Source organism: Acetobacter sp. P5B1 (assembly GCF_018811985.1).
Taxonomy (GTDB): Bacteria; Pseudomonadota; Alphaproteobacteria; order Acetobacterales; family Acetobacteraceae; genus Acetobacter; species Acetobacter cerevisiae.
In genome coordinates, this window is sequence record NZ_JACRVS010000008.1 from 71,169 (window position 1) to 84,296 (window position 13,128).

Consider the following 13,128-nt stretch of genomic DNA (forward strand, 5'->3'; position numbering starts at 1 on the left):
CTATGCAAACGCCGGGACACATTTTCCCACGAGCGACGTGGAGCCAGAACTGACATGACAGACCCTGCTAAAACCCCCGGAACAGACCCGCAGTCTGGCACCCCACCCCACGCCGCGGCACAACCCGCTCCGGCTCAGGCTGAAAAGCCACAGATTACGGAGTTTGACGCCGACCACCCGCAACATGCTGCCGCCCCTGTGGGCTTTGCCGCTCTGCTGGGTGTGCTGGGCGTTGTGTATGGGGATATCGGGACCAGCCCGCTTTATGCCTTCCGCTCCACAGTGGAAGTGATTTCCGGGCACCATAACGTCGCCCCGTGGGAAATTATGGGGGTCGCCAGTCTTATTTTCTGGACGCTGATCCTCATCGTGACGGTCAAATACGTCATCCTGATCATGCGGGCCGACCATAATGGCGAGGGCGGCATTCTTGCCATCATGTCCCTCGCCCAGCGAATGGCGACCAACCCCAGGACCCGATGGGCACTTGGGCTGGTGGGCATTGTCGGGGCCTGTCTGTTCTTTGGGGATGGCATTATTACCCCGGCCATTTCGGTGCTTTCAGCCATTGAAGGGGTGGAAGTCAGCGTGCCTGCCGCGCATGACTTTGTGATCCCTATTGCCATTCTGGTCATTATCAGTCTGTTCAGCGTGCAGTGGATCGGCACCGGCAAGGTCGGGACCATTTTCGGGCCGGTCATGCTGCTATGGTTCGGCACGCTGGGGGCGCTGGGCGTTGTGCAGATCCTGCATCACCCCGGGGTTTTGATGGCGCTTTCCCCCACCTATGCGCTGGAATTTGTGTTCTATCACGGCCGGCTTTCGTTCCTCGCCCTTGGCTCCGTGGTGCTGTGCGTCACCGGGGCAGAGGCGCTCTATGCTGATATGGGTCATTTTGGCCGCGCGCCCATTCGCTACGCCTGGCTGTTCTTTGTGCTACCCATGCTGGTGCTGAACTATTTTGGCCAGGCCGCGCTGGTCATTGCTGACCCTAAAGCGCTGATAAACCCGTTCTTCCTGATGTGCCCGCACTGGATGCAGGGGCCGATGGTGGTGCTTTCCACCTTCGCTACCGTTATTGCCAGTCAGGCCGGGATTTCGGGCGGCTTCTCTATCTGCCGTCAGCTTATCCAGCTTGGCTACATGCCGCGCCTGCGCATTACCCACACCAATGCGGAAGAAGAAGGCCAGATCTATCTGCCGGACTTCAACCGCTTTCTGGCCGTTGGGGCCGTGCTGCTGGTTGTGGCCTTCCGCAGTTCCGACGCTCTGGCCTCGGCTTACGGCATTGCCGTGACAGGCACCTTTATCTGCACCTCCATTCTGGCCATTGTGGTATTCCGCAAACATTTCAACTGGCCTGTCTGGCAGGTGGCACTTGTGTTTGGCGGCTTCCTGACGCTGGACAGCACCTTCTTTGCCGCCAACGCGCTGAAGATCCCTGATGGCGGCTGGGTGCCGGTGCTGCTAGGCTGTGTGCTGACCCTGATGATGACCACATGGAAAAAGGGCCGTGGCCTGATTGTGGCCCGCCAGCGGCAGGACAGCCTGCCCATGGGCTCCTTCATTGCGCGTCTGCCGCAGTCCCGCATTATCCGGGTGCCGGGCATGGCCGTGTTCATGACGGGCACACCGGACTTTGTGCCGCCCTGCCTGCTGCATAACCTGCGCCACAACAAGATCCTGCATGACCACGTTCTGTTTGTAACCGTGCAGAACCTTGACCAGCCGGAAGCCGACCGTGGCCACCGCGTGGCGGTGGAAGAACTGGCCCCCAATATCTACCGCGTCATCCTGCGGTACGGCTTTATGGAAATGCCGAACATCCCGCGCGCGCTGGAAGACCTGAAGTCCAATGGGGTGGATTTTGACGCCCTGCAGGCCTCTTACTTCACATCCCGCGAACTCATTACCCGCTCCTCCGTGCCGCGTATCTCGCACTGGCGGATGTCCCTGTTCCTGTTCATGGCGCGCAACGCCACCTCCAGCATGGAATTCTTCCGTATTCCGCCGGACCGCGTGGTGCAGCTGGGCGTGAAGGTGGCCATCTGACCGCCCTCGCACCTTCAAGCGCCGAGCCTCTCGCGCTCTACATCCACTGGCCGTTCTGTCTGGCCAAATGCCCGTACTGTGACTTCAACTCACACGTGCGGGAACGGATGCCGGAGGCTCGCTTTGCCGCCGCCCTGCGCACGGAACTGGCGCATGAGGCCGCGCGGCTGGGCCGCCGCAAACTCGGCTCCATCTTCTTTGGCGGAGGCACGCCCTCCCTGATGGCTCCCGAGAGTGTGGCCGCGCTGATTGCCGATGCCACAACGCTTTTCGAGCCGCTGCCCACCCTTGAAATCACGCTGGAAGCCAACCCGACCAGCGTAGAATCTGGCCGCCTGAGCGCCTTCCGGCAGGCGGGAGTGAACCGGGTTTCGCTGGGTATTCAGGCGCTGGATGATGCCTCGCTCAAGTTTCTGGGCCGAGAACATTCAGCCAAACAGGCCCTCGCGGCGCTGGAAATTGCCCGGGGTCTGTTCCCCCGCATTACGTTTGACCTGATTTACGCCCGACCCGGCCAGACGCTGGCGGACTGGCAGGCGGAGCTGGATACCGCACTCAGTCTGGTGGCGGACCATGTCTCGCTCTATCAGCTGACCATTGAACCCGGCACCAAGTTTGAAGCCCTGTATCGCACCGGCGCGTTCACCCTGCCCGATGAAGACACCGCAGCCCGCCTGTATCAGGAAACCAGCGAGGTTACCGCCCGGCACGGTCTGGCAGGGTATGAAGTCTCTAATTACGCCCGCCCCGGCAGTGAAAGCCGCCATAACCTGACTTACTGGCGCTATGGCGATTATCTGGGCCTCGGCCCCGGCGCGCACGGGCGCGTCACGCAAGGCGACGCCCTGTTTGCCACCCGCCGCCACCGTGCGCCGGAACCGTGGGCCGATCTGGTGGAACGCACCGGCACCGGCCAGACCTCGCAGGATGCGCTGGACCCGACGGACCGTGCGCGGGAAATGCTGCTGATGGGCCTGCGCGTCACAGAAGGCATCAACGCCCACCGCTTTACCGCCCGCACCGGCCTGAGCCTGCAGGACGCGCTGGACCCGGTTATTCTGGAAGCCGCTCTTGAAGAAGGCTATCTGGAGCAAACCGCCGAAACCCTCCGCGCCACCCCGGAAGGCCGCCTGCGGCTGGAAGCCCTGCTGGGCGCGCTGGTGCTGTAAGCAGTTCTGCTATTTTTTACACAGCAACTCATGAACAGAGATGACCTGAGATAAGATGATCACCAGAATTCCCCAGAAAGAAAAATCATAAATGCATCTATAGGTTTCACAGATGATGATAAAAATCACAGAAACCAAACAAAAAATAAGAAAAGTCAAAGACCATTTATATCTGGAATTTCCCATTCTCTATAATCCTATCCAATCACTACAATGATGTAATACTTTCCCGCATTTTCAAATGCCACACGAATGCCAGCGTCTGCTATGCCATCCAGGGACTACGTGGCAATGGTTTAAAATACCCGACCTTTATCCACTGCGAATTAAATTTTTACCCAGCCATATTCCCTTCCCATTCCATTTAACGATACGCTTGCGGCATGTTACCCACCCGGGTGCCGTTCTTAACCAACCGAGGCTTTTCATGCGCCAGCGTCCCCCCACCCATCGCCCTCTTCTGCGGCTGACTTCCGCCCTTGCCGCAACGCTGGCCGTGCTGTGCGCCGCCCCCCATGCCCGTGCGGACGAGAAAACCGACGCCCCGGAACTGGTGATTGAAGATAATGACTTTCTCGGTCCGGGCGGGTCAGACATTCAGTCCACCATTCCGCTGCTGGCCAACCCGCATATCAAGGTTCTGGGCTTTACCGTTTGCGCGGGGGATGACTGGGAGAATGCGGAATCCGCCCACCTGCGCCGCTTTCTGGAAATTGCCCACCGTGAGGATATTCCGGTGGCCGATGGCGCTGTGTATCCGCTGATCAACAGCGTGGAACTCATGCGCCTGCGGGAGAAGCAATATGGTGCCATTCCGTGGAAAGGCGCATGGGGTGGCCCCGGCTCCATGGACAATGTGCCCTCCATCCAGCCGCCGCTGCCCAAATTTACAGAAGGCGCGCCCAAAACCCCCGCCATTGCAGAACCGGCGGCCATGTTCCTGATCCGCATGGTGCATGCGCACCCGCATCAGGTGACAATTTATGAAGCAGGCCCGATGACCAATCTGGCACTGGCCATCCGTCTGGACCCAACGTTTGCCGCCACGGCCAAGCAGCTGGTGTTTATGGGTGGGCTGATTGACACCAGCATGATGTCCATCACCGGCAGCGCGAACTTTGCGTCTGATTTTAACATGATTTTTGACCCGGAAGCCGCCCACATCACGCTGACCGCCGCATGGCCGTCCATCACGGTAGTGGGGAATGTTTCCAACGATATCATGATGACAAAGCCCTACATGGCCCGCATTGCCAGCAAGAACACGCCGGTGACGAGCTATATGAGCCGCAATTTCTCACCGCTACCGCTGTGGGATGAAATGGCTGCTGCCATTGCGGCTGATCCGTCACTCGTGAAACAGTCCGTCAAAGCCTATATGGATGTGGAAACCGCCAAGGGCTACAGCTACGGCCACGCGCATGTCTGGCCCAAAAATCTGGCCCCGGTCGCCATGGGCGTGCGGGAAGTAACACTGGTGCAGAAAATTGATGCTGAGAAGTTTCAGGAAAACTTCGTGAAGCAGGCGCAGGGTCTGTAAAGCCCTTCCCTTCACGCCGGCAGGGTGTGCTGGCAAGCCCCACACCCTGCCGCCTTGCCAGCCGGATTTTCAAAATCCGCTCGACTTGCTGTAGGCTGGCAGCATGCTCAACCTCATCAAGCTGGTTGTCGGTGTCAGTTCGGTTGAAGAACTGGCAGAACGGCAGAAAGACCCTCATAACACCCGGCAGCACCCGCAGCACAGCGCGCGCCTTCCGGTGGTGCATACCCGCACCTTTCCGCGCCAGATTGAGGAAATCCTGCAGGGTGGCTCTCTCTATCGGGTTATCAGCGGTTTGATTCAGTGCCGCCAGCAGGTGCTGGACCTGCAAACCGAAACGCGGGCAGATGGCACACAGGGCACACTCATCCTGCTCTCCCCAGAGATCATCCGGGTTGAGCCCCGCGCCATGCGCCCTTTTCAGGGATGGCGTTACCTGAAACCTGCCGATGCCCCACCAGATCTTTCCGGCACACAAAGCTCAAACCTGCCGCCCCATTTGCAGAAAGAGCTGACGCTGCTGGGGCTGTAAAAAGGCATAAAAAAAACCCCTTCTTGCGAAGGGGTTTTTTCAAGCACGGTAAACCGGAAAACTTAGAAGTCCATGCCTGCCTGCAGCAGGAAGGAACGACCGGCATACCAACCGCCATAGGTGGAGTCACTGCTGTTGCTGGCAGCGTTCACCAGGAACGGAGGCTGTTTGTCGGTCAGGTTCTGGATTTCAAACTGGAAATTCCAACGCTTCAGCTTGTAGTTGAACGTCAGGTCCTGCAGCACCATTGCCGGGGTCTTAACGCGGCCGTACCCATCAGACTTGTAGATGGTGTAGGTGCCATCGTTCCAGTGCATCCCACTGATGTACTGCATCATGTAGGTTACGCTGAAGTTGTTATGGTGCCAGGTGAGTGACGCATAGTCACGCACTGTCGGGTTGGACGTCCCCTGTGCCTGATAGGTGATGGACCCCAGATAGTTGTAGTGCTCACCACCCGGAACGGCCTGCTGCTTGTAGCTAACCAGACGCTGGAAGTTGTTTTCCACCATAAACCAGTCGGCTTCAGAAACACGGAAGCGATAGCTCAGATCCCAGTCCACACCACTGGTTGTCAAAGCGCCAAGGTTGGCGTTCAGAGCGGAAACCGTGTTGATCTGGCCATTGCTGAGGCGGTTAATGTTCTGGCACATCGTCGGGCTGGAACCAGTGTAGCAACCGTCAAGCACATACTGCGTGGACAGGGCGCTGATCGTGTTTGACACACGATAATGCCAGAAAGACGCACTGGTGCTCAGACCCGGAATCCAATGCGGCGTAAAGGTCGCGCCAAAGGTGTAAGTCCGCCCCACTTCAGGCTGCAACTTGGAGTTACCACCGTTGAGTGTCGCCACCTGACCGGAACCAGCCTGCTGGAAGCTTGCAGGATTGACACCTTGCTTCAGGCAGTTGGCCATAACTGCAGCCTGACGGCCACCGTAGCTAGTAATCTGCGTCATGTCGCACGGATCATTCGCGCCGTTATAGCTCATGAGCGTGCCGCCATACAGTTCGGACACGCTAGGCTGACGGAAAGAGGTCCCCAGTGTGCCACGGAAGGCCACATCCCGCGTAGGCGCCCAGTTGATACCGGCTTTCCAGTTATAGGTACTGCCAAACGTATTATAGCTGGAATAACGACCCTGCCCGTCAATAGACAGGTTTTTAGCAAATGGCACATTGTGCAGCAGGGTCAGATTACCCTCAAGATAAGCTTCTGATACATTGAAGCCACCACCAGTCGGCAGCACGGTGTTTGTCAGAGAGCCACCCTGCGCAATGAGCGGATCGGGATGATAGCTCATCTGCTCGCCACGATGTTCCATACCCAGCGCGATACCCAGATTACCACCGCCCTTGTACGGCATTTTCACAACCTTATCGTTGTGGATGCGGGCGTTGAAGTCACGCATGGTGTACTGTGAGTGATCGTGCTCGGTATAGTTGGCATACTTGGCAGCTTCAGGTGACAGAGTGCTCAGCGCGCTGGACTGCACACACCCGGCATAACCCACGCAGGAATTCGGGTTATACATCAGGTCAGAGTTGGAATCACCGGGGTTAATAGCGTCCAGTCCCCATTCCCGCAGCAGTTTGTTGTAGTCACCCACACCAGATGTCTGGAAGGTGGACATGGTGGATCCGTAAGTGAAGGATGCATCATACATCCAGCCCGCGATGATTTCGCCGCTTGCACCGACCTTAGCTGTCAGACTGTCGACTGCACTTTCGCTTTTACGATTTCCGAATTCCCCCATACGGCGGTACATCTGCAGTTCTTCACCAGATGTGTTTCCAGGATAATCAGCCGGAATCATAATCGCGCTAGGCAGACTAGACGGTGCCACACTGCCTGTTGCAGGCATGGGTGCCATCTGTGTCCAGGATGTCTTGTGGCTGTACATCACGTTGGAATACAGCGTGAAGTGCTTGTTGAAGTCATAATGGGCATCGCCCATCAGGCTCGCATTCTGCGTGTTGGTCAGCAGCGAGGTATCGTTATTGTAGTTATACCGGCTGGATTTGCTGTACGGGGACAATCCCCCCGCATTATTACTATTATAGAGCGCAGCCCCCGTATTGGGATCAAAAAATGCGCCGCTTGTAGAAATAACGGATCCAAAGGCAGGGTTGAGACTGTCTGTCGTCTGGGGGTTACGAGACCAGGCACGATCTTTCATCATCACACCGCCGACAGTGTCATACTGCCCCATAACCGTGATATTCCCGCGGTCATGGTCGAAATTAAACCCTTTATAGGCGGAAATCAGGCCAGTCTTGTTATCACCACGCTGGGTGATATCCCCACGCAGGTTAACACCCCCGGTATTGATGTTGTGACGCATCTTAATGTTGATCACACCAGACACGGCATCAGCACCGTACAGTTCCGACCCACCATCTTTCAAAATTTCGATAGACTGAATCGCCATCACGGGGATGGTGTTCATGTCCACGCAGGAGCCACCGCTCATCCCGGTCTGGGTCATGCGCTTGCCATCAACCAGCACCAGAACGCGGCTGCTGCCCAGGTTACGCAGATCCGTACAGCCGACGCCTGCGCCACCGTTGGTATCTGCGTTCCCCTGACCGCTGGAACCAATGGACGGCATACGCTGCAGGAAGTCACCCACATTGGTAACACCTGTCTGCTGGATCTCTCTGGACGTGATGATCTGCACCGGGTTCGGGCTGGTGTTACGGCCCTGCCGCAGGTAAGAACCCGTCACTTCCACAGTCTCGGTGCCGCCGGCAGATGAACCCGTGCCACGGGCCTGCTGAATGGTTTTAGCAGAAGAGGTTGTTGCCGGCTTGCCTGCAACTTTCTTCGCCGTGACCTTCTTGGCAGGGGTGCTGGTGGGTGTTGTGCTTTCTACAGCAGGAGAGGTTGCGGTCGCAGCCTGAGCAAAAACAGGTGCACCCGCAGCAAAAACCGGCAACGCATAAAGGAGGGAGAAAGAGAGCGGCAGGCGCTTCTTTCTGCGATCAGTATGGGACATAGGTGTTTCCTGCGCGATATTACATTTTGATTACGTTAGTATCTCCGAATTAAGAAACAGCTCTGCGCGTGTCACGCTTAAATTTCGATACAAAAACCTTTTCTCGAAATATGCGGCATTAAAAACACACCACTATCGTAACGATGTCACTTTGTTTCCGAAACCAGACTCAAATCGATCAAAAATATCTTTTGATTCAATGTTTTCTTTCCGAAAAGAAAAATCGTTTTGAATCCATTCTTTCTGTCACCCAGATGCCACAGAGCTTTCTTGACTCGCTCCTCCCGCGCCCCCTAACCGTGAAAGTAAGAGCCCTCTGGCACGGTGGAATTCTGGCGCGCTCCGGGGGCATTCGAGGAGAAAAAGAATGATCCGTCGCCCCTGGCTTTACGCCGCGACAGCCGCAACCTGCCTCGCGGGCTGGAGCACAGCCGCCACTGCGGCCTCCCTGCCGGCGTCCAACCCGTTTGCCGCAGAAAGCACCCTGCCCTACCACGCCCCGCGCTTTGATCTGATCAAGGACACGGACTACCAGCCCGCGCTTGAGCAGGGCATGGCCGAGCAGGCAGAAGAAATGGAGCGAATCGCCAACAGTTCCGAACCGGCGACGTTTGAAAACACCATTTCTGCCATGGAACGCTCCGGCCGCCTGCTGGACCGCACGCTGGAAACCTTCAGCGGTGTGTATTCCGCCAACACTAATCCTGTTCTTGATAAAGTGCAGGAAGTGGTCGGGCCGAAACTGTCCGCGCATGAAGACAGCATTTTCCTCAATCCCAAACTGTTTGCACGCATCCAGTATCTGCACGCCCGCAAGGACACGCTGGGGCTGAATGCAGAACAGAAGCAGGCTCTGGACGTCTATTACCAGAACTTCGTGCAGGCTGGCGCTCAGCTCTCTGATGATGACAAAGCCAAGCTGCGCGACCTGAACACCCGCCTGTCCAAGCTGGAAACCGTGTTCCAGCAGAAGCTGCTGGCAGGCACCAAAGCCTCCGCTCTGGTCGTGTCGGACAAAGCCAAACTGGCAGGTCTGGATGCCGCCGCCATTACGGCTGCGCAGACGGCTGCCACCGAGCGCAAGCTGGATGGCAAATGGCTCCTGCCGCTGCAGAACACCACGCAGCAGCCCGCCATGGAAACCCTGACGGACCGTGAAACCCGTCAGGCCCTGTTCGAGCAGTCCTGGACCCGCGTGGAAAAAGGCGGTGACGGCGATACGCGCGACACCATTGCCACCATCGCCCAGCTGCGCGCCCAGAAAGCCGCTCTGTTTGGCTACAAGAACTACGCCGCCTATGTGCTGGCAGACCAGATGGCCAAAACGCCGGAAGCCGTCCACAGCTTTATTGCGCAGATTGTCCCGGCCCTTGCTGCGGAACAGAAGCGTGAAGCCGCCGACATCCAGAAGACCATTGCCAAAAGCGGTGCGTCCTTTGAGCTCAAGCCGTGGGACTGGCCCTACTATGCCGGTCAGGTCCGCAAGGCGCGCCTCAATTTTGATGAAAATCAGGTCAAACCCTATTTCGAGCTGAACACCGTTCTGCAGGATGGCGTCTTTTTTGCCGCCAACAGCCTGTATGGCGTCACCTTCAAGCGTCGCACGGACATTCCGACCTACAACTCGGATGTCATGGTGTTTGAAGTCTTCGATAAAGACGGGTCCGAACTCGGCCTGATCTATTTCGATTACTTCCAGCGCGATAACAAGAACGGCGGCGCATGGATGTCCAACTTTGTGGCGCAGTCTGCTCTGCTGGGCACCAAGCCTGTTGTGTACAACGTGGCCAACTTCACCAAACCGGCTCCGGGCGAACCCGCGCTGATCAGCTTTGATGATGTGACCACCATGTTCCATGAATTCGGGCATGCGCTGCACGGCCTGTTTGCCAAACAGACCTACCCGATTATCTCCGGCACCTCCGTGGCGCGGGACTTTGTGGAATTCCCCTCCCAGTTCAACGAACACTGGGCGCTGAACGCCCCGGTGCTGGCCCACTATGCCCGCCATTACAAAACCGGCGCACCGATGCCGGAAAATCTGGTAGCGCTGCTGAAAAAGGCAGCCACCTTCAATCAGGGTTACCGTCTGGGTGAAGTCGTGAGTGCGGCAGAGCTGGATATGGACTGGCACAGCCTTGGTGCCGATGCGCCGAAGCAGGATGTGGATGTGTTTGAAAAATCCGCTCTGAGCAAAATGGGGCTGGAAACAGATCTGGTGCCGCCGCGCTACCGCTCCAGCTACTTCCTGCACATCTGGTCCAACGGCTATTCAGCCGGGTATTATGCTTACCTGTGGACGGAAATGCTGGATGATGACACGTTCGCATGGTTCGAGAAAAACGGTGGCCTGACCCGCAAGAATGGCGAACGCTTCCGTGACATGATCCTCTCCCGCGGCCATACGCAGGATTACGGCCCGATGTTCCGCGCCTTCTATGGCAAGGACCCGGACATTGGCCCGATGCTGACGTTCCGTGGCCTGAACGGTTCCAAAAACTAAGGCCCTGCCCTCAGGGTGTCTCCGGGCACCCGCCTGAGTATTTTTAAGCGGCGGTTATTCTGCGCTTTGCGGAATAACCGCCGTTCCTGTGTACGGACCTTCGCAGAACGTGATACGCCCCAGTGTGAGGTCACACCGCGCATAGCCTCCACGCTCCTGCCGGACCACAGCGCGCCCGGTATAAAGCCCGTAACAGAAGCGCGCTGTGCCGAGCGTGACATCACACAGATGGTAAGCGCCCTCCTGTGGCAGAATAGCCCGCCCGCTATAGGGGCCATCACAGAATGCCGGACGCCCGGTTGTCAGGTCACACCGGGCGATGCCTCCGGGGGTCTTCATGGTACCGCCCGCATCATTTCTCTCGGCCGCCAGACCGGCCTCCCCACACGCACACGCCCCACACAGCGCTATGCACACCACAAGCCGATAGAGCGGGCGTTTTCGTTCCTTTCGTGTGCGCTGCATGGCTTTCTCTCCCAACCGGTTAATGTCCCCTCCGTAGCGTAGCCTGTGCGGGCTGACCATAACGATGCGGTTCTGCCCTTATTCTCCGGCACAACGGCCCTTCCCGTGCCGACCGACCAAACACGGCACATCTTCCCCAACTGTCTGACGGATCCGGGCAAGGCCGCACCTGGGCCGGGAGAAGCCCACCGTTCCCGGCTTTTCTGCGGCCCCTTTTCGCGCTCCATAAAAAAAATCAAAAAATCTGAAAATCTTGCTTGACGGTCCCCGAAAACCCCTCTAGATCAAGGCCCAACGCAGCCTCTTGTCCCGTTCGTCTAGAGGCCTAGGACACCGCCCTTTCACGGCGGCAACACGGGTTCGAATCCCGTACGGGACGCCATATCTTCTCTGAAGATACACTGGCTAGTTTACTAAAAATTCCAGAATTAAAGCGACGATTTTAGATCCATGAAAATGGACCGAAAAGCCGCACGCTTTTTACTCAGGCCTTTCGCCTGATGTGCAAAAAGCCTGAATTTCTCTGGGTTTCTCAGCGTTTTCCACTTCGCTTTGTTCACAAAACGACGTCTGCCGCCTTACGCAAGAATAATCCCGGCAATCGCAGCGCTCATAAAATTGGAAAGCATCCCTGCCAGCACCGCACGGGCGCTGATCTGGGCCAGTTCTGCGCGGCGCTCGGGGCACTGGCTCCCAAAGGCGGCAACAAGAATGCCAATGGAACTCAAATTGGCAAAGCCGCAGAGTGCAAACGTCGCAATCGCTCCACTGCGTGCAGAAAGCGCCCCATTCTGCAGCGACGGGCCGAGATGCAGATAAGCGACAAATTCGTTAATAACGAGCTTCAGCCCCAGCACAGAGCCAACAATCGTGCATTCCCCGGCAGGCACCCCCAGCAGCCAGGCTATGGGGGAAAACAGCAGGCCAAAGAGATATTCCAGCGAGAGGAAAGGCTTGTGAATAGCCTGCCCCAACGCCTGAAACCCACTATTGATCAGAGCAATCAGCCCAATAAAGGCCACCAGTGTTGCCGCCACGGCGACGGCCGTTTTGGTGCCTTTCAAAGCGCCTTCGGTAATGGTTTCAAAAAAGGCCTGATTATAGGAGGAGCGCCCGGCGGCCAGCGTATCCACCGCACTACCGGCTGCGCGAGGAGCGAGGATCTTTGCAAACATCATCCCGCCCGGAATGGCCATGAAAGACGCCGCCACCAGATAATGCGCAGGCACCCCTAACCCGACATAGCCAACCAGCGTTGCGCCGGAAACGGAGGCCACACCGCTACACAGCACACTGAACAGTTCCGTCGGGGCCATGGTCCGCAGGTAAGGGCCTAACGCAACCGGCAGCTCACTCTGGCCGATAAAAATGGTGATGACCGCGCCAAAAGATTCAACCGGCGAGGTGCCCAGAATTTTTTGCAGGATCTTTCCTGTTGTGCGGGCAAAAATCTGCATGACGCCGACATGAAACAGGATGGCAATCAGCGCGCTGACATACACCAGCGAGGGCAGCACCCTAAAGGCAAAGACAAAGCCATCATTCGGGAAGACGGTCGCCATTTTGTCACTGGCCAGTGCGCCAAAAAGGAAACGCGCCCCCTCATCCCCGCAGGAGAGGATTTTTGTCACGCCCTCGGACAGAGACCACAAAATCTGCTGCCCCACAGGCACACGCAGGACAAGCAGACCAATCGCAATCTGCGCCAGCAGGCAGCTCAGAACCGTGCGGAGGCTGATATTTTTACGGTCTTTTGAAAACAAAACCGCAATACCCAGAAGCAGGAGAATACCGAGGCATCCACGACTATGCACTGAATGATCCTTCTCTCAAGGTCTGCATTTCCACACTTCCTGAGCCCATGATGA

The 13,128-nt window shown here is 57.2% G+C and carries 8 protein-coding genes and 1 tRNA gene; 6 read left to right on the forward strand and 3 right to left on the reverse strand.

The window, feature by feature from the left end; all coding sequences use genetic code 11:
* Positions 1 to 54: 54 nt before the first annotated feature.
* From KP703_RS07540 to KP703_RS07555, 4 genes are all read left to right on the forward strand, one after another.
* Positions 55 to 2,052, forward strand: a complete 1,998-nt coding sequence (locus tag KP703_RS07540; RefSeq protein WP_062143355.1) for a potassium transporter Kup — start codon at positions 55 to 57, stop codon at positions 2,050 to 2,052.
* Entirely contained in the window at positions 2,049 to 3,221 is a 1,173-nt protein-coding gene (hemW, locus tag KP703_RS07545; RefSeq protein ID WP_215754396.1) for a radical SAM family heme chaperone HemW, read from the forward strand. The genes KP703_RS07540 and hemW overlap by 4 nt, the downstream gene beginning before the upstream one ends.
* 427 nt (positions 3,222 to 3,648) lie before the next feature.
* Complete coding sequence (locus tag KP703_RS07550; RefSeq protein WP_215754353.1) at positions 3,649 to 4,761, forward strand: nucleoside hydrolase; 1,113 nt, start codon at positions 3,649 to 3,651, stop codon at positions 4,759 to 4,761.
* Between the two features lie 103 nt (positions 4,762 to 4,864).
* Complete coding sequence (locus KP703_RS07555; protein WP_215754354.1) at positions 4,865 to 5,293, forward strand: DUF1489 family protein; 429 nt, start codon at positions 4,865 to 4,867, stop codon at positions 5,291 to 5,293.
* Between the two features lie 62 nt (positions 5,294 to 5,355).
* Here the strand turns inward: KP703_RS07555 and KP703_RS07560 are convergent, their stop codons facing one another.
* Positions 5,356 to 8,292, reverse strand: a complete 2,937-nt coding sequence (locus KP703_RS07560; RefSeq protein WP_252353903.1) for a TonB-dependent receptor domain-containing protein — start codon at positions 8,290 to 8,292, stop codon at positions 5,356 to 5,358.
* Positions 8,293 to 8,659: 367 nt separating this feature from the next.
* On the opposite strand from KP703_RS07560, the gene KP703_RS07565 reads away from it, so the two are divergent.
* On the forward strand, positions 8,660 to 10,795 hold the full coding sequence (locus KP703_RS07565) for a M3 family metallopeptidase (RefSeq protein WP_215754355.1): 2,136 nt from the start codon (positions 8,660 to 8,662) through the stop codon (positions 10,793 to 10,795).
* A 54-nt stretch (positions 10,796 to 10,849) separates the two neighbouring features.
* Here KP703_RS07565 and KP703_RS15610 read toward each other — a convergent pair whose 3' ends face one another.
* On the reverse strand, positions 10,850 to 11,320 hold the full coding sequence (locus KP703_RS15610) for a hypothetical protein (RefSeq protein WP_252353904.1): 471 nt from the start codon (positions 11,318 to 11,320) through the stop codon (positions 10,850 to 10,852).
* 246 nt (positions 11,321 to 11,566) lie between these two features.
* Here KP703_RS15610 and KP703_RS07575 point away from each other — a divergent pair.
* Positions 11,567 to 11,642, forward strand: a tRNA-Glu gene (locus tag KP703_RS07575).
* A gap of 196 nt (positions 11,643 to 11,838) precedes the next feature.
* Here the strand turns inward: KP703_RS07575 and KP703_RS07580 are convergent.
* Positions 11,839 to 13,074, reverse strand: coding sequence for a NupC/NupG family nucleoside CNT transporter (locus KP703_RS07580; RefSeq protein ID WP_062143614.1), 1,236 nt, complete (start codon positions 13,072 to 13,074; stop codon positions 11,839 to 11,841).
* Positions 13,075 to 13,128 lie beyond the last annotated feature (54 nt).

Coding starts and splice junctions, on each gene's coding strand:
- KP703_RS07540 (WP_062143355.1), top strand. CDS start 55: ATGACAGACCCTGCTAAAACCCCCGGAACAGACCCGCAGTCTGGCACC.
- KP703_RS07550 (WP_215754353.1), top strand. CDS start 3,649: ATGCGCCAGCGTCCCCCCACCCATCGCCCTCTTCTGCGGCTGACTTCC.
- KP703_RS07555 (WP_215754354.1), top strand. CDS start 4,865: ATGCTCAACCTCATCAAGCTGGTTGTCGGTGTCAGTTCGGTTGAAGAA.
- KP703_RS07560 (WP_252353903.1), bottom strand. CDS start 8,292: ATGTCCCATACTGATCGCAGAAAGAAGCGCCTGCCGCTCTCTTTCTCC.
- KP703_RS07565 (WP_215754355.1), top strand. CDS start 8,660: ATGATCCGTCGCCCCTGGCTTTACGCCGCGACAGCCGCAACCTGCCTC.
- KP703_RS15610 (WP_252353904.1), bottom strand. CDS start 11,320: ATGGTCAGCCCGCACAGGCTACGCTACGGAGGGGACATTAACCGGTTG.